General features: G+C 45.8%; 27 protein-coding genes. 14 read left to right on the top strand and 13 right to left on the bottom strand.

Annotated elements, in window-relative coordinates:
* The first annotated feature begins 11 nt into the window (after positions 1-11).
* Both ACMXYP_RS14510 and ACMXYP_RS14505 read left to right on the top strand, forming a co-directional pair.
* Positions 12-716 carry a hypothetical protein gene (locus ACMXYP_RS14510; RefSeq protein ID WP_415882350.1) on the top strand — a complete coding sequence of 235 codons (705 nt, stop codon included), beginning with the start codon at positions 12-14 and terminating at the stop codon, positions 714-716.
* An 83-nt stretch (positions 717-799) separates the two neighbouring features.
* Entirely contained in the window at positions 800-1,354 is a 555-nt protein-coding gene (locus tag ACMXYP_RS14505) for a GNAT family N-acetyltransferase (protein ID WP_415882349.1), read from the top strand.
* A gap of 8 nt (positions 1,355-1,362) precedes the next feature.
* Here ACMXYP_RS14505 and greB read toward each other — a convergent pair whose 3' ends face one another.
* Positions 1,363-1,875 carry a transcription elongation factor GreB gene (greB, locus tag ACMXYP_RS14500; protein ID WP_415882348.1) on the bottom strand — a complete coding sequence of 171 codons (513 nt, stop codon included), beginning with the start codon at positions 1,873-1,875 and terminating at the stop codon, positions 1,363-1,365.
* 114 nt (positions 1,876-1,989) lie between these two features.
* On the opposite strand from greB, the gene ACMXYP_RS14495 reads away from it, so the two are divergent.
* A complete protein-coding gene (locus ACMXYP_RS14495; protein ID WP_415882347.1) occupies positions 1,990-2,421 on the top strand; it encodes a hypothetical protein in 432 nt (143 codons plus the stop codon).
* A 21-nt stretch (positions 2,422-2,442) separates the two neighbouring features.
* Here the strand turns inward: ACMXYP_RS14495 and ACMXYP_RS14490 are convergent, their stop codons facing one another.
* From ACMXYP_RS14490 to dapC, 7 genes are all read right to left on the bottom strand, one after another.
* Entirely contained in the window at positions 2,443-2,826 is a 384-nt protein-coding gene (locus tag ACMXYP_RS14490; RefSeq protein WP_415882346.1) for a hypothetical protein, read from the bottom strand.
* On the bottom strand, positions 2,819-3,091 hold the full coding sequence (locus ACMXYP_RS14485) for a hypothetical protein (protein ID WP_415882345.1): 273 nt from the start codon (positions 3,089-3,091) through the stop codon (positions 2,819-2,821). Before ACMXYP_RS14485 ends, ACMXYP_RS14490 begins: the two co-directional genes overlap by 8 nt.
* Complete coding sequence (locus tag ACMXYP_RS14480; RefSeq protein ID WP_415882344.1) at positions 3,088-3,918, bottom strand: putative RNA methyltransferase; 831 nt, start codon at positions 3,916-3,918, stop codon at positions 3,088-3,090. The genes ACMXYP_RS14485 and ACMXYP_RS14480 overlap by 4 nt, the downstream gene beginning before the upstream one ends.
* A gap of 2 nt (positions 3,919-3,920) precedes the next feature.
* Positions 3,921-5,066: a succinyl-diaminopimelate desuccinylase gene (dapE, locus tag ACMXYP_RS14475; protein WP_415882343.1), complete on the bottom strand. Its 1,146-nt coding sequence runs from the start codon at positions 5,064-5,066 to the stop codon at positions 3,921-3,923.
* Positions 5,067-5,248: 182 nt separating this feature from the next.
* A complete protein-coding gene (gene dapD / locus ACMXYP_RS14470) occupies positions 5,249-6,280 on the bottom strand; it encodes a 2,3,4,5-tetrahydropyridine-2,6-dicarboxylate N-succinyltransferase (protein ID WP_415882342.1) in 1,032 nt (343 codons plus the stop codon).
* A 52-nt stretch (positions 6,281-6,332) separates the two neighbouring features.
* On the bottom strand, positions 6,333-6,677 hold the full coding sequence (locus tag ACMXYP_RS14465) for an ArsC family reductase (protein ID WP_415882341.1): 345 nt from the start codon (positions 6,675-6,677) through the stop codon (positions 6,333-6,335).
* Positions 6,678-6,697: 20 nt separating this feature from the next.
* Complete coding sequence (dapC, locus tag ACMXYP_RS14460) at positions 6,698-7,894, bottom strand: succinyldiaminopimelate transaminase (RefSeq protein ID WP_415882340.1); 1,197 nt, start codon at positions 7,892-7,894, stop codon at positions 6,698-6,700.
* Between the two features lie 229 nt (positions 7,895-8,123).
* Here dapC and ACMXYP_RS14455 point away from each other — a divergent pair, with 229 nt between their 5' ends.
* Entirely contained in the window at positions 8,124-8,471 is a 348-nt protein-coding gene (locus ACMXYP_RS14455; protein ID WP_415882339.1) for a PilZ domain-containing protein, read from the top strand.
* Here ACMXYP_RS14455 and ACMXYP_RS14450 read toward each other — a convergent pair.
* Together ACMXYP_RS14450 and ACMXYP_RS14445 are read right to left on the bottom strand one after the other, a co-directional pair.
* Positions 8,464-11,637 carry an efflux RND transporter permease subunit gene (locus tag ACMXYP_RS14450; RefSeq protein ID WP_415882338.1) on the bottom strand — a complete coding sequence of 1,058 codons (3,174 nt, stop codon included), beginning with the start codon at positions 11,635-11,637 and terminating at the stop codon, positions 8,464-8,466. The genes ACMXYP_RS14455 and ACMXYP_RS14450 overlap by 8 nt on opposite strands.
* Complete coding sequence (locus ACMXYP_RS14445; RefSeq protein ID WP_415882337.1) at positions 11,630-12,928, bottom strand: efflux RND transporter periplasmic adaptor subunit; 1,299 nt, start codon at positions 12,926-12,928, stop codon at positions 11,630-11,632. Before ACMXYP_RS14445 ends, ACMXYP_RS14450 begins: the two co-directional genes overlap by 8 nt.
* 141 nt (positions 12,929-13,069) lie before the next feature.
* Here ACMXYP_RS14445 and ACMXYP_RS14440 point away from each other — a divergent pair, with 141 nt between their 5' ends.
* The 3 genes from ACMXYP_RS14440 to ACMXYP_RS14430 are packed head-to-tail and all read left to right on the top strand — an operon-like array spanning position 13,070 to position 15,599.
* The gene (locus ACMXYP_RS14440; protein WP_415882336.1) at positions 13,070-13,918 is read left to right on the top strand and encodes an alpha/beta fold hydrolase; all 849 of its coding nucleotides are present in this window, start codon (positions 13,070-13,072) and stop codon (positions 13,916-13,918) included.
* 17 nt (positions 13,919-13,935) lie between these two features.
* Positions 13,936-14,940: a hypothetical protein gene (locus ACMXYP_RS14435; protein WP_415882335.1), complete on the top strand. Its 1,005-nt coding sequence runs from the start codon at positions 13,936-13,938 to the stop codon at positions 14,938-14,940.
* Between the two features lie 8 nt (positions 14,941-14,948).
* The gene (locus ACMXYP_RS14430; protein WP_415882334.1) at positions 14,949-15,599 is read left to right on the top strand and encodes a DUF2959 domain-containing protein; all 651 of its coding nucleotides are present in this window, start codon (positions 14,949-14,951) and stop codon (positions 15,597-15,599) included.
* Positions 15,600-15,637: 38 nt separating this feature from the next.
* Here ACMXYP_RS14430 and ACMXYP_RS14425 read toward each other — a convergent pair whose 3' ends face one another.
* Positions 15,638-16,324 (bottom strand): hypothetical protein, encoded by a 687-nt coding sequence (locus tag ACMXYP_RS14425; RefSeq protein WP_415882333.1) that lies wholly within the window; start codon positions 16,322-16,324, stop codon positions 15,638-15,640.
* 82 nt (positions 16,325-16,406) lie between these two features.
* Between ACMXYP_RS14425 and ACMXYP_RS14420 the strand changes: the two genes are divergently transcribed.
* From ACMXYP_RS14420 to ACMXYP_RS14400, 5 genes are all read left to right on the top strand, one after another.
* Positions 16,407-17,249, top strand: a complete 843-nt coding sequence (locus tag ACMXYP_RS14420; protein WP_415882332.1) for a fructosamine kinase family protein — start codon at positions 16,407-16,409, stop codon at positions 17,247-17,249.
* A gap of 83 nt (positions 17,250-17,332) precedes the next feature.
* Positions 17,333-17,980 (top strand): pyridoxamine 5'-phosphate oxidase, encoded by a 648-nt coding sequence (pdxH, locus tag ACMXYP_RS14415; RefSeq protein ID WP_415882331.1) that lies wholly within the window; start codon positions 17,333-17,335, stop codon positions 17,978-17,980.
* The gene (locus ACMXYP_RS14410; RefSeq protein WP_415882329.1) at positions 17,977-18,654 is read left to right on the top strand and encodes an alpha/beta hydrolase; all 678 of its coding nucleotides are present in this window, start codon (positions 17,977-17,979) and stop codon (positions 18,652-18,654) included. Before pdxH ends, ACMXYP_RS14410 begins: the two co-directional genes overlap by 4 nt.
* A 12-nt stretch (positions 18,655-18,666) precedes the next feature.
* On the top strand, positions 18,667-19,134 hold the full coding sequence (locus ACMXYP_RS14405) for an FKBP-type peptidyl-prolyl cis-trans isomerase (protein ID WP_415882328.1): 468 nt from the start codon (positions 18,667-18,669) through the stop codon (positions 19,132-19,134).
* An 80-nt stretch (positions 19,135-19,214) separates the two neighbouring features.
* Positions 19,215-19,403 carry a YqaE/Pmp3 family membrane protein gene (locus tag ACMXYP_RS14400; protein ID WP_415882327.1) on the top strand — a complete coding sequence of 63 codons (189 nt, stop codon included), beginning with the start codon at positions 19,215-19,217 and terminating at the stop codon, positions 19,401-19,403.
* Positions 19,404-19,461: 58 nt separating this feature from the next.
* Here the strand turns inward: ACMXYP_RS14400 and ACMXYP_RS14395 are convergent, their stop codons facing one another.
* Both ACMXYP_RS14395 and ACMXYP_RS14390 read right to left on the bottom strand, forming a co-directional pair.
* Positions 19,462-19,722: a hypothetical protein gene (locus ACMXYP_RS14395; RefSeq protein ID WP_415882326.1), complete on the bottom strand. Its 261-nt coding sequence runs from the start codon at positions 19,720-19,722 to the stop codon at positions 19,462-19,464.
* 414 nt (positions 19,723-20,136) lie between these two features.
* Positions 20,137-20,316, bottom strand: coding sequence for a hypothetical protein (locus ACMXYP_RS14390; protein WP_415882325.1), 180 nt, complete (start codon positions 20,314-20,316; stop codon positions 20,137-20,139).
* A 289-nt stretch (positions 20,317-20,605) separates the two neighbouring features.
* Here ACMXYP_RS14390 and ACMXYP_RS14385 point away from each other — a divergent pair, with 289 nt between their 5' ends.
* Together ACMXYP_RS14385 and ACMXYP_RS14380 are read left to right on the top strand one after the other, a co-directional pair.
* On the top strand, positions 20,606-20,737 hold the full coding sequence (locus ACMXYP_RS14385) for a hypothetical protein (RefSeq protein WP_415882324.1): 132 nt from the start codon (positions 20,606-20,608) through the stop codon (positions 20,735-20,737).
* A 415-nt stretch (positions 20,738-21,152) separates the two neighbouring features.
* Entirely contained in the window at positions 21,153-21,347 is a 195-nt protein-coding gene (locus ACMXYP_RS14380; RefSeq protein ID WP_415882323.1) for a hypothetical protein, read from the top strand.
* Positions 21,348-21,394 lie beyond the last annotated feature (47 nt).

Here is a 21,394-nt window from a genome sequence, read left to right as displayed (position 1 = left end):
TAAGGAATGGAATGAATAAGTATTTAATCGTCTTGGTCATGTGCGTATTTTCATCAATAGCCATGGCTGATGGTTGGGGCTGGTACGGGACTGCATTTAGCCACAAGCGTTTAGACATGTTGATGGATGATGAAACTAAACTCAGTGTAAAGGTTGATGTATTAGATAGTTTTAGGTCTTACATCGAAAAGTATCGATACGCAGGCCCGAACCAAGCCACATCAACACTTAAGTATATTTTCCTAACTGGTGCCTTTAAACATCCCATACCTGAGAAGCAGTTTGACCATTGGTGGGCATTCGATTTACTTATCTACAGTCGCGTTGATCCACAATTAACACCAGTAGAGTATTCTTCTGAATCGCTGCCTCCAAAATTTTATTACGATTTATACACCCTACTTAAAGATGAACCTGAAGCTGAAGTTCTTCGATCTTTTAGATATGGCAAAGATTTTAATTCTTCTACGCCACATGAAGATTGTTTAACCACAAAGAAAAAGAGTGAGAAGGTGCCTTGGATGCCAATATGCACTGAAGCCTTTCTAATTCTAAATCCGAAAGAATTGGATGCTTTTGTTTCGTTACTTATGAAGGCTCAAGCACATGAAGAGTATTTCCATGATGACGATATGTATTACATTGAGGAAATGTATAAGTACTCTTTAAGTGCAAGCCAAAGGGGTTTGTCACTATTTTTTAAAGGAAACAACTGATCTTGCAGGCATACAGGAAATGTCTGCTTTGTGTCGAAAGCAGACAAACTAAATTTTCTAGCTCCCTTAAACCATAAGTAACAATGAAAATCCTATCTACCGAAAGGCTTACCCTGCGCTCGTGGCGAGACGCTGATTCTCAGCCATTCTTCGAGCAAATCAATGCCGACTTTGATGTGATGGAGTATTTCCCAAGTACGCTGTCCCGTGAAGAGAGTGATGCATTGGCGTTTGAGCTGCAGCGTCGTATCGATGTGAATGGTTGGGGGTTATGGGCTGTTGAGGAGAAAGCGTCTGGGCAGTTTATTGGCTTTGTTGGTTTGAATAGCCCTCTGATAGAGCTGCCTTTTACACCTTGTGTTGAGGTGGGTTGGCGATTAAGTAAAGCATTTTGGGGTAAGGGTTACGCCACAGAGGCGGCTAAGAAAGCGTTGGAGTTTGCGTTTGTCGATTTGGAACTTGATGAGGTGGTGTCGTTTACAGCGGTGCCTAATTTGCGCTCTCAGGCGGTAATGACGCGTTTGGGGCTGTGTGATACAGGGGAAAACTTCAATCATCCTGCTGTACCATCGGAAAGCCCACTGTACGAACATGTATTGTTTAAAATCACGCGCGATGAGTGGGCTAAATCGCTTTAGGCTTTAGATCAAGATGAAGCGTACTCGATCTTAGTTATCTCGTACCAAACTTCGCTGCCGTCAGGTTTCTGTAAACAAACCTCTTCGCCAAGCTGCTTTTTCAGCAATAACTTTGCAAGGGGGGAATCCATAGAGATGTAATCAGAGCCAGCGCCGATCTCATCGGGACCGACGATGCGGTGGCGTTTCTCTTCATCCTCTTCATCTAACAGCGTAACCCAAGCGCCGAAAAATACGGTATCGCGTTTATCCGGGGCTGGAGCGCGGTCTACCACAACCATATCTTCTAAGCGTTTGGAGAGGTAGCGAACGCGGCGGTCGATCTCTCGTAGTTGCTTTTTACCGTAGATGTATTCTGCGTTCTCGGAACGGTCTCCTTGAGCGGCAGCTTCCTTTACCGATTGGGTAATTTCAGGACGTTTTTCCTTCCAAAGATATTTCAGTTCGTCGTTCAGCTCTTTATAGCCTTCGGCTGTAATGTATTTAGAGCTTCGAGGTTGAGGGGGGCGCCATCTTCCCATGGTGGTTTTTCTCTAATTTTTCTGTGATTTTCAGTAAAGAAGTTTAGCGTTTTGCCGATACAGTCGTCACTAGTTTCAACACTAGATTGTTACTTCCGGTTGTAGATAGGCTTTATGCGTACAGAACAGATTCAAACTCGAATAGAGGGCTATACCTCCAATCTGAGCCAAGCGGTTCAGAGTGGTAGTGGTGCGCAGTTCTCTATGCTGCTGAGTTTGATTCATTCTAACCAGCAGTTGATGAAGCCAGATGCTGTGCCTGCTGCGTCGGATGCAGAGTTTCGTTTACCGGAAACCCAGTCCAAATACCCTGATCCAAATGAGTTACATGATGGTCAGGTTGTAGAGCGACTGAATATGGCGGTGCATGACGGTTTAGTGGGTGATTTTGCCTATGTGAACGGTTATCTGCATAGCCATAGTAATACGCCACGTCAGCAGCAATTATCGTCAGATGAGTACGCTAAGGTTGCGTTGATGTCGACCGGTCAATTAATGATCGATGAGATTGAAAGCTCCCGTTCACAGATCCGTACGGCAGCTTAATTTTATTTCTAATTTAGGCGCTTAAGTACGCCACTGAATCTTTTCTGCTTCGCCCGCTTCTACCTTCCAGTATTCATCTGGATCATCACCATCGTTCCAGCCGCCAGCAATGCTTCGCACTTGTGTATCCATCTCTGAGGACGCTGCGTGTGCGCAGTCTAGGTCTTGAGCCCATGGGCTCTTATCCGATTTAAGCCATACGCTAGCCCATGCTTTGCCAGCCACTTTTTCGTGGATCATGACGGGTACGGAGTGATCACCGAAGCGCAGGTTCAGCTCGTGGATATTGCCTTTAGAGGAGATGATATCCATTTGGTCGGCATGTGACTGAAGCCAATTAGTGATTGAATCAAAAGAGCGATTCTTTACGTAGATTTCTATATCAGGGTGTCGGGTGTCAGTCATTTTTGTCGTCGCTAATAAAACGGATGATACGTAGTACGCTGAGGCTAAGATAACCTATGGCCGCCAGTATGATCCCTGCCACTATGATGATCAAGCCAATCAGGGCAAGAATCTCTTGAGCTACTGAGCTTTTCAATGCAAATTCGGCAGCGCCTAGGATAAGTACGCCGACAAAGAAGGCGACAAAGCCGATGCCAAAGATTACTAAATTTTGGCGAGGGTTGTCGGCTCTATGTTTTAGCCAGCGTTTCAGGGTTTGCTTCATAAGCGGGTAAATACGCCCAAATTAACATCTAGGGTGAGATCTAGCTGTTCTTGGTCGATGATTTTTTGTTGTGCTTCAGCTTTGAGACGCTGGCCGTGCGGGGTCATCGCCAATAAAGTGCTGATCTGCTCTGAGCTATTGAGTGAAAATTGGTAGTTCACTGTTACTTGTTTAGATAGCTCAAACTGCTCTTTTAGCGTATCAACCGGATTGAAGTGGCTTTCTCTAATCTCGCTGTAGATCAGTTTGCGTAGTTCGATCAGATGATCGGCACCGGGCCAAGCAACAATCAAACTGCTGCCGACTTTCATGGGCTTAGCCAGTGCTTCAGGCATTAAGCGGCTGAAGAGCACCAGTTGAAGGTCGAGCGACTGATCCGGTACTGGAGTATCAGCACCGGAAGCGACTAACCATTGAATCTCTTTGGTTCGAGCACAAGCAGCTTTTACCGCATGTTTGGAGATATCTAAGCCGGTGAGTTCAACAGATTGACCGTTGGCTAACAGGTGCTGGTGGAGGCGGTCTGTGTAGTAACCTTCACCGCAGCCCATATCTAGGATACGAGCGTTCTCTGTGCCTTGTATTTCGTCTAAAGCAAGCTGATTAATCTGGTCGGAGAGTGCTTGGTAGGAGCCGCCATCTAAAAACTGACGGCGGGCTTGTACCATCTCTGTATTGTCGCCCGGATCTTTAGAACGTTTTTTGTGGGCCAGTAATAGATTCCAATAGCCCTGACGCGCCGCATCGAAACTGTGATTGTTCTCGCAGCGCATATTTTTGCCCTGCTGTTCCAGCAAGGATTTACAAACAGGGCAAGTGAGTTGCATGACTAGTCCTTAACCAGCAGGCGAGCCATAACGTTTTCGTAAAGATCAGATAGGGTATCTAGATCTTTGCAACTGATGCGCTCGTTCACTTTGTGGATAGTCGCATTGATAGGGCCAAGCTCAACCACTTGTGCGCCTGTTGGAGCGATAAAGCGGCCATCAGAAGTACCACCAGACGTGGATAGCTCAGTGTCCTGACCTGTGATTGCTTTAATCGACTGCTGACATGCTTCTACCAGATTACCTTCAGCAGTCAGGAATGGATTACCAGACAGTGTCCAATCGATATCCCACTCTAGGTTGTGCTTGTCTAGGATATCGCGAACACGGGTTTTTAGTTCATCCGCTGTTACTTCGGTGGAGAAGCGGAAGTTGAACATGATATCCACATGACCTGGTACAACGTTAGTTACGCCTGTACCGCCATTGATATTAGAGATCTGGAAGCTTGTTGGTGGGAAGAAATCGTTACCTTCATCCCAAACTTCAGCCGCTAGTTCTGCCAATGCTGGCGCCGCCATGTGAATTGGATTTTTGACTAGGTGTGGGTAAGCAACGTGACCTTGAACACCGCGAACAGTCAGTGCGCCGCCTAGAGAGCCGCGGCGGCCATTTTTAATGACATCGCCTACGTGTTTAGTACTGGACGGTTCGCCAACGATACACCAAGTGATCTTTTCGTTACGTGCTTCAAGGTGGTCAATTACACGGGTTGTACCGTTCACCCAAGGGCCTTCTTCGTCACTGGTAATCAGTAGCGCGATAGAGCCATCATGATCAGGGTGGTGTTCTACAAAGCGTTCTAGCGCCGTAACAAACGCCGCTAGGCTACCTTTCATATCTGCTGCGCCACGACCGCAAAGCATACCTTGTTCGATATGTGCTTCGAATGGTGGAAACTCCCAGCGCTCTTCAGGGCCGGAAGGAACAACGTCAGTATGACCTGCAAAGCAGAAAACTGGACCAGAATCGCCACGGCGAGCCCAGAAGTTAGATACCTCTTCAAATTGAAGGCGCTCAATTTTGAAGCCTAGGGCTTCTAAGCGTTCAATCATGAGATCCTGACAGCCTGCGTCTTCAGGTGTTACAGAGCGGCGGCTGATAAGGTCTTTGGCCAATTCAATTGTTGGAGAGAGGTGCTGAGTCATAGTGAGGTTCCGTTAGGATGACGCGTGATATAGAGAAAGGCTAAAGCTGGAAGCTAAGCGTTATGAGCGCAGCTTAGTCGAGGCGGAGCTTAGTGAGGAAGCAGAGTTTACATGTAGTAAATGAGCATTCCGAACTAAGCTCCAACGCTGAATAAGCAAGCGCAATAGCTTAGAGCCAGCTTTTAGTTGTGCTTGTGTAGCTCTTCGTTAAGCTCAATCGCAGACTTGTTAGTCTTAACTTCGATGCGACCGTTCTGAGAGTTACGACGGAACAATAGGTCTGGCTTGCCAGCAAGGTCAGCAGCTTTAACGGTGCTAACTTCGTTGTTCTGATCGTCAAGGATAGTAACTTTGGAGCCAGCAGTTACGTATAGGCCAGCTTCAAGTGTACAACGATCGCCTAATGGTAGACCTAGACCTGCGTTTGCACCTAGTAGGCAGTTTTCGCCAACAGAGATCACAACGTTGTTACCGCCAGATAGTGTACCCATAGTAGAGCAACCACCACCTAGGTCAGAACCGTTACCTACAACAACACCTGCAGAGATACGGCCTTCGATCATGCTTACGCCAAGTGTACCAGCGTTGAAGTTTACGAAGCCTTCGTGCATTACAGTAGTGCCTTCACCTACGTGAGCACCTAGACGTACACGAGAAGCATCGCCGATACGGATACCAGCAGGTACAATGTAATCAGTCATTTTAGGGAATTTATCAACAGAGTTAACTGTTAGTACGCGGCCTTGAGCACGTGCAGCTAGCTGACGCTTTGGTAGGTCGTCTAGAGATACAGCGCCTTCGTTAGTCCAAGCAACGTTTGGTAGAAGACCGAAGATACCAGTTAGGTTGATACCGTGTGGCTGAACTAGGCGGTGAGAAAGAAGAGAAAGCTTTAGGTAAGCTTCCGCAGTGCTTGTTGGGTTCTCGTCAGACTCAAGGATGCAAAGTACTAGTGGCTGTTGAGTGCCTTCTAGGATCTCTACGATTTCAGCTTGGTCTTCAGCGCCTACAGATAGGAATGCTGCTTCTAGATCTTTTAGCTGAGCTTCTTTGATTTCGATTGCAGCGTTGCCACCTGTGTAGCCAACTTTTTCAGCAACAGCGTTAACCATCGCATCGTCTGCGTTCAGCAGTGGTGCGTTGTAATAAACTTCTAGCAGTTCGCCAGCAGAGGACTTAGTGCCTACACCCAAACCGAATGCAAAATTCGCCATGATATTCTCCAGAAATATAAAATTTAAAATTCGTTACGTTGTTGCAGCGCGCTTAACTGAAAAGCGCTGCGTATTCTGTATCTTTAAAACCTACTTTGCGTTCACTTCCGATATCCAGAAGCGGGCGCTTGATCATTGCTGGGTGCTCCAGCATTAGCGCAATGGCAGAGGCTTCATCAATATTGTTCTTTATTTCGTCTGGCTGCTGACGCCATGTAGTACCGCGCTTATTTAGCAGTAGTTCCCAACCTAGCTCATCAACCCAAGTTTTAAGCTGTGCTTCTTCTAGGCCGTTTTTGCGGTAATCGTGGAACTGGTAATCAACACCGTTCGCTTCCAGCCATTTTTTAGCTTTCTTGATTGTGTCGCAGTTAGGAATGCCATACATAGTAATCATATGGGGATTAATCTCCGGCCTTAAAGTGATTCAACGTATTCGCGGATACGATTTGCTGCTTCTACGCACTCTTCAACGGTTGCAACTAGTGCCATACGTACAAAACCCGCACCCGGAAGGATGCCATCAGTTTCGCGAGATAGGTAGCTACCCGGAAGTACAGTTACGTTTTGTGAAGCGAACAAACCTTGTGCGAATTTGTCATCAGCAATCGGTGTTTTAACCCACAGGTAGAAGCTTGCATCTGGGCGCTGAACTTCAAGTACAGGCTCTAGGATACGAATGACGCTGTCAAACTTGTGACGGTACTGATCACGGTTATCGAGTACGTGATCTTCATCGTTCCATGCTGCAATAGACGCTAGCTGATGCTGAATCGGCATAGAGCAGCCATGGTATGTACGGTATGACAGGAACGGTTTTAGCAGTTTTGCATCACCTGCAACAAAGCCCGAGCGAAGGCCTGGTAGGTTAGAGCGCTTAGATAGGCTGTGCATAACGATACAGTTTTTGTAATCGTCACGGCCAAGCTCTGCGCATGCTTGTAGAAGACCTACTGGCGCGTTCTCTTCGTCTAGGTAGATCTCGGAGTAACACTCATCAGATGCGACGATAAAGTCGTATTTATCAGAAAACGCGATCAACTTCTTCAATGTTTCCAGATCAGTTACTGCACCTGTTGGGTTGCTTGGAGAGCATAGGAATAACAACTGGCAGCGCTGCCACACATCTTCTGGTACAGCGTCGTAATCAGGAATAAAACCGTTTTCTGGCAGGCAGTTTAGGTAATATGGCTCTGCGCCAGATAGGTACGCCGCACCTTCATAGATCTGATAAAACGGGTTTGGCGATACCACCAATGCGTCAGGCGCGCGGTTAACTGCTGCTTGTGTGAAAGCGAAGATTGCTTCGCGTGTACCGTTAACAGGCAGTACGTGATCGTCAGCAGTTAGCGTGTTTTCATTCAGGCTAAAGCGACGTGTACACCAGTCGGCAATTGCTTGGCGCAGCTCTGGCAAACCTTTAGTTGTAGGGTAGTTTGCCAGCTTGCCCATGTTTTCAATTAGGCACTCTGCCACGAATGGAGGTGACGGGTGTTTAGGTTCGCCGATAGAAAGTGCGATGTGCTCTTTATCCGAAGGCGGTGTTACTTCCGCTTTCAGCGCAGTCAATTTTTCAAATGGGTATGGCTGTAACAGACTCAGATCGCGATTCATACGGGTCCTTTAAGTGCCCAAGTCGGGGCTCACTAATGAAAAGATGAAGCAAAATTAGGCGCAAAATTATACCTGAGAACAGGACTAGGATTAAGACCTAATTTTTCGCCTTAAAATATAACCTTTTGTAGATTTTAGGCGGTATTTCGCAGTTTATGGCTCTGAATAGGTATGAAGATATGATCAAACCGAACTATGCTGATGGATATCGCAAAAAAGGTAGGGTTTTATGACTACCGAAAGACGAATATATCCGCGCATCAATACGGATATACCTGCAGAGCTTTCCACGCAAGATGGGGTTTCGGTCGATGTTGCTCTGATTAACATCAGTTTGGGGGGCATGTTGGTTGAAGGTGGGCCTGATATGAACCAGTTGAAACCGCCTATTGTCGGGGCTCCCCTAGAGATTTATGTCCATTTTGGTCTAAATAATCAGCCTATACATTGTCTATGCCGAGTGGTGTATAACCAGCGCCAATCTCAGCATTGTATGCGCTACGGCTTAGCCATCTTGAGTATTGATGACCAAGCCGCGGAAAGTTTGCAGAGCTTTATTAAATCCAAACTTAACTAGTAACTTGAGAGTTAGCTTCTTTGCGAGGCTCTTCAGGTAGATCTAGACTTTTCAGACCGAAAAACTGACGGATATTTTCGATATAGGTCAGTGTTGCAGGCACAAATAGAAGAATCAGCAATGTGCCATAAGCCAAGCCAAAGACGATAGATACCGCCATCGGGATAAGGAACTGTGCTTGCAGAGAGGTCTCAAAAAGAATCGGTGTTAGGCCTGCAATAGTTGTGAGCGAGGTTAGCAGTACCGCACGCAAACGTTGGCAGGCCGCTTCCTCTATAGCTTCTTCAATCGCCAGTCCCTGTTTTCTTAATTGCTTATAGAACGTTACCAAAACGATTGAGTCATTGATGACGATACCGGATAAGCCGAAGAAGCCGAATAGGGACAAAATGGTCAAACTTAAGCCCATAATGCCATGGCCTAAGATTGCACCGGTCAGCCCTAGAGGGATTGCTAGCATCACCGCGATTGGCCAGCTGTAAGAAGCAAAAACCCAAGCCAGAATAATAAAGATCAGAACAAGGGCGAGGAGAAGCCCGAGCTTCATATCATTCAGGGTTTCACGTTGGCTCTTATTCTTACCCTCAAAGCTGGCTTCGATGCCGTATTGGCTTAACACGCTATCGAGTTTGCCTGCTTTAAGGTCTTCGATTATCTCATCTGCATTGGCTGCGCTTTCATCCAGATCTGCTGTGACTTTAATAGACAGTTTGCCATCCACGCGAGTTAAGGTATCTAAGCCTTGTTGCGCTCTAAACGTCACAATATTACTCAACGGCGTTGTACCGCCGTTAGGAAGTACGATTGGAAGTTGTTCTATGCTGCTAAGGCGATCGCGTTCCTCTTTGGGCAGTTGGATACGGACCTCAATTTCATCCCGATTATCATAGAAGTTTTGCACTTCCATACCATCAAAGGCGGTACGTAGTTGTCGGCCGACGCTGTCTAATGTCATCCCTGCTGATTTCCCCGCAGGTGTTAGCGCGTAGATCAGCTGCGATTTGCCGAAGGGGAGATCGTCATCAATATTGTTTAAGCCAACATAGCCTTTTAGCACCTCTTGAAGATCTAAAGAGGCTTGCTTAAGTACATGAATATCGGTGCCAGATAGCTTTATCTCGATCGGCTTTCCAGGTGGGCCGCTGGTGCTGACATCAATAGAAAATTTTTCTACCCCTGCGGGTACTTGGATTCGGCTACGCCACTCTTTATTAAATTGAGAGGTGGAATATTTACGATAATCACCCGGATTAAATTCTACTAATAGCGATGCAAATTCATCACCACGGCTACCTGATGAGGTGGTGCGGGAAAAAGAAGCTTTTCGCAAACGCTGGAAAGCGACTTTAATATTATCCCCGCCTAAGGCCTCATCGGCATCGGCTAAGGTCTCGTCCAGATGCTGAACAAAGCGCTCAACTTCTGCAAAGTCAGTACCCGAAACAAATTGAACATTGGCGGTCATTACATCGCGTTCAACAGCTGGGAAAAAGGTGAACTTGACTCGTCCCCCAGAGACCAAACCTATGGCGATAATAAAAACTGCAAAAGCGCTGGCAATGGTTGCTCCGCGGTATTTTATCGCGAATTTAACTAGCTTACGGAAGTGGATCTCTTTAAAACGGTTAAAACCTTCATCTAAACGAATGCGTAACTTCGACGGATGAAGGTCCTCTGCTTTCTTGATGCTGTGGTGCAGGTGCCCTGGCAAGATCAGGAAGCATTCAACGAGTGATGCCAGAATTACACAGATCACCACGGTAGGGATATCGATAAGAATACTGCCGATATGCCCACCGATCAAAAGTAGCGGCAAGAAGGCAGCGATGGTCGTCATGGAAGAGGCCATAACCGGAGCCAGCATGCGATGCGCACCGCCTATGGCGGCCTGTAAACCCGGTTCGCCACGTTGCACGTGGGTCAGCGTGTCTTCCCCGACCACAATAGCATCATCTACGATTATCCCCAGTGCCATGATCAAGCCAAACAGGCTGATCATATTGATGGTGCCGCCAATACCATAAAGGATGGCGAGTGTGGCCATAAAGGAGACAGGGATACCAATGGTGACCCAAAATGCTACGCGAGCATTTAGGAATAGAAACAGAATGGCGATAACTAGGATCAAGCCACCTAAGCCGTTTTTCAGTAGTAAATTGATACGCTGTTGAACCGGTTGCCAACGCTCATCATAGGTAACCATAGTGATGTTTGATGGCAGTGTCGGACGCGTTTCCTCTAGCCATTTATTGAGAATATCCGCCGATTTTAGGGTGTCTTGATTTTCGGTTCGACGAAGGCGAATCATGACCGCAGGTTCGCCTTTGTATTTTAAAAGAACCTGATTGTCTTTAGTGCCTAGAGATACATCAGCGATATCACCAAGTCTGACTAATCGGCCATTACTGTCGGTAATAATCGGCAGTTGGCGGAAGCCTTCTACATCTCTTTGCTGATTTAGACTGCGGATCTGACGTGAACCATCACCCTTGGCGGCGGTACCTGCTGGCAGGTCTAAACTGCGTAGGCGGATGCTATTGGCTACCTGCATCATTGTCATATCCAACTCATTGAGTTGGGCCGCCGGTAGTTCTATTTGAATCTGTTTTTCCGGTAAGCCGGTAAAGTCGACTTTGTTGATACCTCGATCTAATAGCTCTTGTTCAAAACGCTGTGCAAAAGGGCGAAGCTCTTCTATGGAGCCATTTGAAGAGCTAAGGATAAGGCTGGCGATCTGCTCATAGCGCAGGATACGTTGTACCAGTGGCTCGTTGATATCAGAGGGTAGCTCGCTACGGACATTATCTATCTTCTGCTTTACCTCATCTAAGAGGTAATCAACGTCACTGTCTTCATCCACCTCTATACGAATCGAGGCAGAGCCTTGGATAGCGGTCGAATATAAGGTTTCGATGCCGGTGAGGGATTTTAGCGATTCTTCAACGGGGAGTACGATTGAGCTCTCAATATCCTCCGCAGCCGCGCCGCTCCATGGTACTGATACAGTAATCACATCTCGTTCAAACGATGGGAAGAACTGCGTGTTGAGTTTATTCAGGCCCCAAATACCGGCCAAAATCATCAGCAGCATGAATAGATTGGCTGCAACGCGATGACTTGCGAAAACCGCAGTGAGGTTCTGCAGTGGGCCTTGGTAGTTATTCATCTTTCGCCCCAGTCGATGCAACTACCTCGGGCGCGTTTACGTCTTTAACTCTAAGCCCAGAAATAGCGTTCGGCAGCTGAGTCGTAATGATCTGATCTCCGCTCACCAGCTGAGGGCTACGAATAAGCACAACAGGTTTGCCTTGTTGATCACTACTGTCACCAATGCGTTCGACGTCGAGTCCTTGCATGCGACCATCTTTAAGCAGGTAGATACGGTTTAAACCATAAAGTGCCATAGGTGGAAGCGCGATTGTCTGTTCTACAGCAGGAAGCTCTACGGCGATCGCTAAGGAACGGCCAGGTTCCGGAACATTCTGCTTGTCGGTGATTTTGAAGAGGGCATCAACACCGGCACGGCCACCATCGACTTCGGCGGCGATGCGATCAAGCTCCAGCTTTAGCGTCTGTCCATCCAACTGAGCGGTAGCTTGAATGACGGAGTTTATTTCTCGATTGCGCAGATTGGCTAACACTCGATTGGGGATTTGAGCACGCACTTCTAAACGATCGGTACTGTATAGATCTAGCAGTGGATCACCGGCGCGAACTCGATCTCCAGGTGCGACATGCAAGCGTGCAACACGGCCAATAAACGGTGCTTTAATGGCTGTTCGCTCAAGATCCAACGTTGCCGCATCTAAAAGGCTTGTAGCGCGTTTTAATTGTGACTCAAGCTGAGCTAAACGGTTGGGGTGATCAGCAATGGCTTGTTCCCGTTGAGTGACCGCTAGGGTCTGCTGGTGGTACGCACTGCGTGCACTATCAAGTTGATCCTGACTGCTGACTTTTCGTTTGATCAGGTTTTGGTAGCGGGTAACTGCTTTAAGGCTTAACTGCTGTAGTTTTTGCTCAATCGCTAATGATTTCTGATCAGTTTGATAACGTATTTTTTCGGCATCAATCTGTGCTTTAAAGCTATCGACATCAGCTTGGCGTTGCGCGACTAACAGTTGAGCATCACTGCTATCGAGCTGAATGAGTGCTTCATCCAAGGCAATGTTTTTGCCTTCATCTGTATCCACTGCTTCTACAAAAGCTGTAACTGCCGCGGTGATATGGGTCATGCGCGGAGATTCGACTTTGCCGTATAGAACAAGGTTAGGCTGGTGGATACTGGGTTCTGCCGAGATGGTTTTTACGCTCCAGACTTTCTCTTCGATCTTTTTTGAAGGTGCCTGAGGTTTGGTACTTTTAAGGAAATAGAAGACCCCGCATGCGAAGGCAAAGATAATCAGAGGGATCAATCGCCTAATCCAAATAGATGAACTAGATGAGGTAGTGCTGCTCATATTGTTTTCCATTGCTCAAGTGGAAATGTGACTTACGAACATAGTAGCTGAATATGATCTATAGGTTCAGCAATTGTTGCGTTTCTTTACAATTTTAGTGTGCATGCTAACTTATTGAAATCGCTTAACTCAGGAGGCCCTATGCATACGGATAGCATACGTTGTTTAAACCCTGTTGGATTTCATCGGATGGTGTATCACGAATGGGGAAGCGCCGAGAACGATCGAGTGATCGTCTGTGTGCATGGTTTAGCACGTAATAGCCGAGACTTTGATGAGCTAGCCTTGGCTTTGTCTCGGGATTATCGTGTGATCTGTCCTGATATTGTTGGGCGTGGTGAAAGCGATTGGCTTCCTACTGGGCAGGTGTATGGAATACCTCAGTATCTTAATGATATTACAGCGCTTTTAGCGCGTTTAAATGTAAATAAGGTGGACTGGGTTGGTACCTCCATGGGTGGTATTATCGGCATGTGCTTAGCTGCTCTGCCTAACTCGCCAATCAAACATCTAGTGCTCAATGATATTGGAGCGTTTGTTCCCGTAAGCTCCCTTAAGCGCATCTCTGAGTATCTTGGTGATAAGCAGTTTCAGTCTCTTTCTGAGGTTGAGGCCTATATGCGCGATACCTATGAATCCTTTAAGCATCTGTCGGACCGACAGTGGCACCACCTTGCTAAGCATGGTTCACGCTTAGATGAAAATGAGGTTTATCATCTTCATTACGACCCCGCTATTGCGCAAGCGACTGCAGATGCTTCATCAGAGGATGTCGATCTCTGGCCGGTATGGTCGGCGATTAATATTCCGCAGTTACTTATTTGGGGTGAAGAATCGGATGTCTTGCAGGAAGAAACCGTGCGTAAGATGCAGGCAAACGATAAACTAGAGCTAATCTCCATTCCGGGTATCCCTCACGTGCCATCCTTGATGGAATCTGAGCAGATTCATCAAGTACAAAACTGGTTACGTGAACACCGTAAAGATTAATCGTAGAGGAACTATCTATGGGCGTAATAACTCGCTGGCCCCAAGATCAGTTGTGTTTGAGTTACCGTGAGCGTGAGGATGCAGTTGCTGCGGTAGAGAAGGCATTTGCTTCGACATTGGAATCGTTGAAAGTAGATATCGGTCTGGTGGACATGTTTGAGGCGATCTATGTGCCTCTAGGTGCGTGGATTACTTGTCGTAAACGCCAAAAAGATGGCCCTTTAGTTATCGGTATCAATGGTGCTCAAGGTGCTGGTAAATCTACACTATTCAATCTGTTAGAAGTCATTCTGACTGAAGGGTTTGGTTTAAAAGTCGTCGGTTTTTCTATCGACGATCTCTACAAAACCTACAATGAGCGTGTTGAGCTTTCTGAAACAATCCATCCTTTGCTTCGTACCCGTGGCGTGCCTGGTACGCATGATGTGGATCTAGGTATCGAAATCCTAAACTCTCTGAAGAACAGTACTGATGAGAGTGTTACCAAAATTCCTGTGTTCGATAAATCGACGGATGATCGCTGTCAGGCGTCAGTATGGCAGGAGTGGGTTGGGCCGGCGGATGTCATCGTGCTAGAAGGTTGGTGTGTAGGCGCCGACCCGCAAAAGCCAGACGAGCTGATGAATGCGATCAATGAATTAGAGCAGGAGAAGGACCCTAACGGAGAGTGGCGTGATTACGTGAATACTCAGTTGGGCGGCCCTTATCAGGCTTTGTACTCTATGCTTGATGTCTTGGTAATGTTGAAAGTACCGAGCATGGATGCAGTATTTGAATGGCGTTCTCTGCAAGAGAAAAAGCTCGCAGAGAGAGTGAAATACATCTATGACACGCAGCAGCCAACGGAGCATCTTCGGATCATGGATGAAGAGCAGATTAAGAGCTTTATACAGCATTATGAGCGACTGACACGTCATATGTTAGAAGAGATGCCGCAAAGGGCAGATGTCACTCTATGCCTCAATAATAATCATAAGATCGCTGAGATTATGATTAATAACCCTCTACAGAGTTGTGGTTAAGGACAGAAATGATTTCCAAAGTTAAGTTAGGCCTATTATCTATTCTGATGGTTGCTTTAGTTGGCTGTCAGAGTGCGTATTACTCTGCGATGGAGCAGGTAGGTATCCATAAGCGCGATATATTGGTCGATCGAGTGGAAGACGCGCGAGAGTCCCAAGAAGATGCGCAAGAGCAGTTTAAAGACGCCTTAGAACAGTTTCGTTCTGTCGTGAGCTTTGATGGCGGTGAGCTGGATGCAGTCTATAACCGCCTACAAGGTGAATACGACGATAGCGTTGCAGCGGCAGAAGACGTGACGGCACGTATCAAGAAAGTAGAACAGGTGTCTGAAGATCTATTTGAAGAGTGGGAGGAGGAACTGACCAAGTACTCTAACCGTAAATTGAGAGATCAAAGTGCGGCTAAACTGCGCAGCACGAAAGTCCGTTACGCTGAGTTACTTCGCTCCCTTAAGCGTGCAGAAAAGCGTATGCCGCCGGTGCTAAGCGCGCTACAGGACAATGTGCTATTCCTAAAGCATAACCTTAATGCCCAAGCGATAGGATCCCTTAAAGCCGAGTATCGCGGCATCAAAAGCAATATTGATCTGTTAGTACGTGATATGGAAAAAGCGATCGCGGACTCGGATCGCTTTATCAAACAGATGGAACAAGGCTAATCTTCAGTTCCTAGTTCCCTTCTTGACCTAGTCTCAGATTAGATAGGGAAAAACGTCATAGAAGCCGCACCATGAACAACACGATTTATGGTGCGGTTTGTTTTATCTGCAATTACATCCGCCATCAAATCCTGCGTGCCAATCAGCTTGCCTAAAATTCGTTCGTAGCTGTAGTTTGTAATCCCTTCTTCTGAAATACCATTACTCAGAATGTACAAGTTTCCTTGGGGGTCTTTGCGGTTATTCAGGTGCCAAGCCACGGATTCTAAATTACGAGCAGAGTTATAGAGCTTCTGTTGATCTAATTCATCCAGAATAAAGATCTCTTTCTTGCCGTTATAGGCTTTGTCTAGCATGCCTGTAACACCCGCCATCAGGGCAAATACACGATCACCTTGATAGTTATCTGAAAATGCTAAAGGCACTGCGTCGGCTCCATCTTTCTGGCCCAGTTCTGGGAATCCATCCGCTAAACGAGTGATAGGGAATAGTTGTTCTAAACGCTTCTCTACTGTCATGCCTGGGACTTTTTGCAGCTCTTTAGGATTGCGTTTATAGAGCTTAATGGTCAGATCACGGCTGAGTTTGCGGAGGGTTTTTAGATTGATATCCGCGACCATATCGATATCGGATTTAGCTAGATTTTTAACGTCAAACGGTTTGGCATTTTTATCCATACAACCAGCGGTAAAGATAAGTACCATAGAGAGTAGCAACAGACGCATAGGATCCCTTATTGATGCGTAGTAAAGTTCCTAAAACTATAAAGGTATAGGGATAGCCGATTCAAGTGGAGGCTGGACGACAGTGAAAAATTTGCAAAACTGGGTTGAACAGCAAGGGCTGAGAATCGATTCTGAAGAGCGTCTCTCTGGTGGCTGTATTGCTTCGGCTAAACGGGTGGTGCTGAGTGATGGTCAGCAGCTCTTCGTAAAGTCCGTGAGTCAGGCAAACGAAAGGATGTTTGAGGCTGAAGCTGCAGGGTTACAGGCTTTATCTGCTTGTGCAGAGTTATCCATACCAAAGGTTATTCAGTTTGATCGGGATGGATTGATCATAGAGTTTATTGAGCAATCTCCCAAGGCAGAAGACTTCGATCAGGTCCTAGGGCGGCAGTTGGCTCATTTGCATCAGATGCCTGTTCCTTCCTTTGGCTTCCCCCAAAACACCTTTTGTGGCCCAACCGAACAGCCTAATTCGCAGCTCAAAGATGGCTTTGAGTTTTATGCTGAGCACCGTTTCGGTTACTTAGCGCGTATCTGTTACGACCGCGGGATTATTGATAAAGAGATCATTGAGGGTATAGAGTCGATCAATAAACGCTTAAAACAGCTAGTACCAGAGAAGGAACCTGCTTTATTGCACGGCGATCTATGGGCGGGAAATGTGATTGCCAATAGTCAGGGGAGACCCGTGTTAATCGACCCCGCAGTCTATTGGGGGTGGCCAGAGGCCGACCTTGCGATGACGGATCTCTTTGGTGGTTTTAGTTCGGATTTATATAGCGCCTATCGGGAAATAGCACCGCTGCACTCTGGGTGGAAAGAGCGATTCTCTTTGTACAACTTATGGCATTTGTTAAACCACCTGCTGTTGTTTGGAGAAAGCTATAGAGCTGATGTGATGGGTGTTGTAGCAAAATTTAGGTAGTGGCCTAAACGTATTTTTGCGACCTTGATTAGTGCTATAGTTGCAGCACATTTCTTGATTAACCATTCTTGCAAGAGACTTGTATGACGAATAAAGGCGACCTAACGGCTGAACGCCGTGAATATCTGGCGCAGCCTCTGCGACGTGAAGATCTGATCAAAGATCCTGTCGCACAGTTTGCCAAGTGGATGGATGATGCACTGGAGGTATCTCCAGATGATGCGACGTCGATGACATTGGCCACAGCTTCTAAAGATGGAATGCCTGCTGCAAGGATCGTGTTGCTGAAGCATTTTGATGAGCAGGGCTTTGCTTGGTATACCGATTACCGTAGTCAGAAAGGGGATGACCTGTCTGAAAATCCTCAAGCCGAAATCATGTTTTATTGGTATGGCTTAGAGCGTCAGGTGCGTATCCGTGGTCAGGTAGAAAAATTAAGCCTTGAACAGGGTAAGCAGTATTTCAACGCGCGCCCGCTAGGTAGCCGTTTGAGTGCAGCTGCGTCTTGCCAAAGTCACCCTGTAGAAAGCCGTGAAGCTTTGGAGCAAGCAGTGCAGAACCTTGCTGATCAATATCCAGAAGGTGATATCCCTCATCCACCAGAATGGGGCGGTTATATTCTTAAACCTACACGTTTTGAGTTTTGGCAGGGGCGAGAGAGTCGTTTACATGATCGTTTCCAGTTCAATTTAGTTGATCAAGAGTGGCAGATTGAGAGGTTGCAGCCATGAGCCAAGAAACAGAGCAAACCTTAGTTAGCGTAGAGCCTCAAGGCGAGGCTAAAGCCTGTGTTATCTGGTTGCATGGTCTAGGCGCTGATGGTTTTGATTTCCAACCTATCGTTCCTTACCTACGCCTACCTGAAAACCTAAATGTTAGGTTCCTTTTTCCTCATGCAGAGGTTATGCCTGTTACCGTCAATGGTGGCATGGAGATGCGTGCTTGGTATGACATTTTAGAGATGAATATTGACCGTAAGGTTGATAAAGCATCATTGCTTAAATCCAGTCAGCGAATTGCTAACTTGGTGAATGAGCAGATTGCTCAGGGTATCCCTGCGGATAAAATCCTGCTGGTAGGTTTCTCTCAAGGTGGTGCGGTTGCTTACCAGACAGCGCTAACCTTCGCCGAACCTTTGGCGGGGCTGGTTGCTCTGTCTACTTACATGGCAACAGAAGAGGAGATCGAAGCGTCTCGCACTGATGCCAATAAGGAACTGCCTATCTGGGTTGCTCACGGTACGGTGGATCAGGTTGTACCTGTTCAATTAGGTGAGCAAGCTTATGCCAACCTAGAAAATATGAATTATCAGCCGAGTTGGAATGCGTATCCAATCGGTCATGAAGTCGCGATTGAAGAGATAGAAGCTTTAGGCCGCTGGATGTCGCAAAGACTAGCGGTTTAATCGGAGATAAAAATGAAAGTAGAAAACAACAAGGTAGTGTCTTTTCACTACGCGCTAAAAAACAATGCTGGTGATGTGTTGGATGACTCTCGTGATAGAGAAGCGCTTCCGTATCTACATGGTCATAAAAACATTGTGCCTGGCCTAGAAGCGGCGTTAGAAGGCCGTGAAGTTGGGGATAAGTTTGAAGTTACCCTATCACCTGAGCAGGGCTATGGTCAGCGTGATGAAGCTAAGGTGCAGGTAATTAGTCGTGAATCCTTTGCTGGCTTTGATCAGTTGGAAGTCGGCATGGTGTGTCAGATGGAAGATGATAAAGGTGAATTGCAGCTAGTTGGCATCACAAACATCGATGCTGATGAAGTGACAGTGGATGCGAACCATCCTTTTGCTGGGCTTGAATTGAACTATGCTGTTGAAGTAATCGAAGTGCGGGAGCCGACAGAAGACGAGCTATCTGCCGGCCGTGTAGAGCTTTAAGGGTCAGCTTCGATTAAGGCATAACTCATTATGCTTGATGGTTTGCTGTACTCCACTCCCGCATTCTAAGGAGATAAAAGATGCGTTTGTTACTTGCTTTGTTAATTCCTTGGCTACAGTTTTTTACGATCGGTCGCCCGATAGCTGGAATTGTCTGCCTTATTTTACAGATTACCTTAGTGGGCTGGATTCCAGCAGCAATATGGTCTGTATATGCTTTGAGCCAATATCAGACCGACAAAAAGATTAAAGATGCATTAGATAAATAACGCTTAATGCATTCCACAGAAAAAGCCGTTTCAGTTTGAAGCGGTTTTTTTATGCCTGTTACTTAACCTTTTCCTGCCATTCAAGATCACCGATCTGAACTTTTAGCCATTCAAACCCAATCCGTTTTGCTACCGCAGCAGCACCATCAAGGCTCTTAAACTCCCGTTCCGACTTAGATCGCTGTAGATCTAGCGTGATGATTTCGTCCTGTTTTGTCACAAATTTTAAAGTCCATCCGCGTGCCATAGAGATAGGAATCGCTTGGCAAGAATCAAATACGCCCGCTTTAAAAAGTAACTTCACTTCCTTTTCTTGCATCTTCATTTCCTCATTTATGAAACTTCTTTTATCTATATTGATAAGTCTATATCAAATAAGGATTTATCGCAAATAAAATGCGGCGTTTTTGTGCGTGTAAGTCATTGAAAATAAAGGAAAAAATAAATAATTTTAAATTGTTTTTCTAAGTAGAAGCTATGTTTGTAACTTATTGATTTATAAGGAATAAAATATGAGGTGGAAGATGAGGTTTTTTACAGAAAATTAGGTTTCTATTGATCTAAATTGATATTTGTTTAATCAATAATTAATATTGATTGGTTGTTTTGAATTGATTGATGGTTTTTGTGAGATTTGTGCTGTTAACTGATTGTTTTTTATAGGAAAGGGTTTAAGGAGGGCGAAAAAAGGGCAGGTACGATGACCTGCCTTATTTTTGGAGCGGACAGAGGGTTATGGCTTTCTTATTTGAGCTTCTACTAAGTCTAGAACTGCATTCATATTAGCGACGGCTTCATCGCTGGCTAAGGTTAATGGGGCAAGTTTAAATGTATCCAGAAAATCGATCATAAAAGGTTCTGAATTCATTTTTTTGAGTTGCTCGGCGGTCCAGGCAACTGTTTTATAAGGCATGACGCTTACCTCCTGAACAGTTATCGGTGACTCAAGCTTATGAGTCTTGGCGGAGCCTTATGCATTTTTATTATTCCGGCACTACCGGAGCTCCCTTAATGCTGGGGCTCGCCATTTAAGTTATGGTTCAGTTCATAAGCTTTTTCAAACTTAATCGTTACAAACGTAAAATTTTTCATATTCGCTAATGATCATTTCTTGAGCTAAATCAATAACCCCTAATCTCTAAAGGGTTAATCTAGTCACAAGTAAATACGAGCAATTCGAAAAATTTTGTGAGGGTGTCGTAATGGTTGATGTATATAGCATGGAAGTTCTGGTTCCTAGTCTGGCAATGATTGTTGGTATGACTGTCGCAATGGTTTGGGGATGTTTCAAAGTTCGCGACCTGATTAACGAAGACCAGAAAAAAGAAAGTTAAGTTTGCTACTGGGGTTGTTTGTCACCTTCCTCAAAGTTGTCAGCTTTTATCTTGCTAAAAAAGATCACTTAGGTGGTCTTTTTTAATGCCTGAAATAAATTCAGTTTGTTTCATTTTTGTCCGACCTCTCAGTATTACACCTTCGGCTAAACCCTGTTTATTGTCTGGTTATTTTGTGTACACTCTAACTTTACGTTATATGCGCAAAATATTTATAAGAAGTTAGAGAGATAAAAAACAATAAATATAGAGAAAGGAGCTTCGGCTGTACTCAGTTTTATTTACTTGAGTTAGCTTCGTAAATTCTCTGGGGCGATCCAAATAAAACTGCTTATGACGATTGATTAAACGGATATCGTCATTGTGGTTAGAGAAGATGGATTCTGCCTTAATAAAAATAAAAAGGAGATGGATCGTGAATGAGAATAGAGAACCTGGGTTTTATAAAGTTCGTTATGGCAAGCGCTGGATCGCTGCGTTTTGGTGTGGTGAACTTTGGGGCTTGCCGGATGAAATGAAACCAGGCGAAGAAGGTTGGGAAGCGGTTCTTGATGCAGAACCTGATGAAATAGGTGAATATATACCTATGCCCATGAGCCTTCAGGCCTAATCAAGCTCTGGGAATAACAAATTATAGAAAATGCAGGAGCACGCTTA

It is taken from the genome of Neptuniibacter sp. QD34_54 (assembly GCF_047778055.1).
Taxonomy (GTDB): domain Bacteria; phylum Pseudomonadota; class Gammaproteobacteria; order Pseudomonadales; family Balneatricaceae; genus Neptuniibacter.
This window is presented reverse-complemented; position numbering and strand designations above follow the sequence as displayed.

Bases quoted from the DNA above. Each gene is read 5' to 3' on its own strand.
- ACMXYP_RS14480 (WP_415882344.1), bottom strand. From the start codon at position 3,918: ATGCAACTCACTTGCCCTGTTTGTAAATCCTTGCTGGAACAGCAGGGC.
- ACMXYP_RS14450 (WP_415882338.1), bottom strand. From the start codon at position 11,637: ATGAATAACTACCAAGGCCCACTGCAGAACCTCACTGCGGTTTTCGCA.
- dapE (WP_415882343.1), bottom strand. From the start codon at position 5,066: ATGACTCAGCACCTCTCTCCAACAATTGAATTGGCCAAAGACCTTATC.
- ACMXYP_RS14455 (WP_415882339.1), top strand. From the start codon at position 8,124: ATGACTACCGAAAGACGAATATATCCGCGCATCAATACGGATATACCT.
- ACMXYP_RS14390 (WP_415882325.1), bottom strand. From the start codon at position 20,316: ATGCCTTATAAAACAGTTGCCTGGACCGCCGAGCAACTCAAAAAAATG.
- ACMXYP_RS14510 (WP_415882350.1), top strand. From the start codon at position 12: ATGAATAAGTATTTAATCGTCTTGGTCATGTGCGTATTTTCATCAATA.
- ACMXYP_RS14495 (WP_415882347.1), top strand. From the start codon at position 1,990: ATGCGTACAGAACAGATTCAAACTCGAATAGAGGGCTATACCTCCAAT.
- ACMXYP_RS14430 (WP_415882334.1), top strand. From the start codon at position 14,949: ATGATTTCCAAAGTTAAGTTAGGCCTATTATCTATTCTGATGGTTGCT.
- ACMXYP_RS14445 (WP_415882337.1), bottom strand. From the start codon at position 12,928: ATGAGCAGCACTACCTCATCTAGTTCATCTATTTGGATTAGGCGATTG.
- ACMXYP_RS14405 (WP_415882328.1), top strand. From the start codon at position 18,667: ATGAAAGTAGAAAACAACAAGGTAGTGTCTTTTCACTACGCGCTAAAA.
- ACMXYP_RS14485 (WP_415882345.1), bottom strand. From the start codon at position 3,091: ATGAAGCAAACCCTGAAACGCTGGCTAAAACATAGAGCCGACAACCCT.
- ACMXYP_RS14435 (WP_415882335.1), top strand. From the start codon at position 13,936: ATGGGCGTAATAACTCGCTGGCCCCAAGATCAGTTGTGTTTGAGTTAC.
- ACMXYP_RS14410 (WP_415882329.1), top strand. From the start codon at position 17,977: ATGAGCCAAGAAACAGAGCAAACCTTAGTTAGCGTAGAGCCTCAAGGC.
- ACMXYP_RS14465 (WP_415882341.1), bottom strand. From the start codon at position 6,677: ATGATTACTATGTATGGCATTCCTAACTGCGACACAATCAAGAAAGCT.
- ACMXYP_RS14440 (WP_415882336.1), top strand. From the start codon at position 13,070: ATGCATACGGATAGCATACGTTGTTTAAACCCTGTTGGATTTCATCGG.
- ACMXYP_RS14385 (WP_415882324.1), top strand. From the start codon at position 20,606: ATGGTTGATGTATATAGCATGGAAGTTCTGGTTCCTAGTCTGGCAATG.
- dapC (WP_415882340.1), bottom strand. From the start codon at position 7,894: ATGAATCGCGATCTGAGTCTGTTACAGCCATACCCATTTGAAAAATTG.
- greB (WP_415882348.1), bottom strand. From the start codon at position 1,875: ATGGGAAGATGGCGCCCCCCTCAACCTCGAAGCTCTAAATACATTACA.
- ACMXYP_RS14400 (WP_415882327.1), top strand. From the start codon at position 19,215: ATGCGTTTGTTACTTGCTTTGTTAATTCCTTGGCTACAGTTTTTTACG.
- dapD (WP_415882342.1), bottom strand. From the start codon at position 6,280: ATGGCGAATTTTGCATTCGGTTTGGGTGTAGGCACTAAGTCCTCTGCT.
- pdxH (WP_415882331.1), top strand. From the start codon at position 17,333: ATGACGAATAAAGGCGACCTAACGGCTGAACGCCGTGAATATCTGGCG.
- ACMXYP_RS14490 (WP_415882346.1), bottom strand. From the start codon at position 2,826: ATGACTGACACCCGACACCCTGATATAGAAATCTACGTAAAGAATCGC.
- ACMXYP_RS14505 (WP_415882349.1), top strand. From the start codon at position 800: ATGAAAATCCTATCTACCGAAAGGCTTACCCTGCGCTCGTGGCGAGAC.
- ACMXYP_RS14425 (WP_415882333.1), bottom strand. From the start codon at position 16,324: ATGCGTCTGTTGCTACTCTCTATGGTACTTATCTTTACCGCTGGTTGT.
- ACMXYP_RS14395 (WP_415882326.1), bottom strand. From the start codon at position 19,722: ATGCAAGAAAAGGAAGTGAAGTTACTTTTTAAAGCGGGCGTATTTGAT.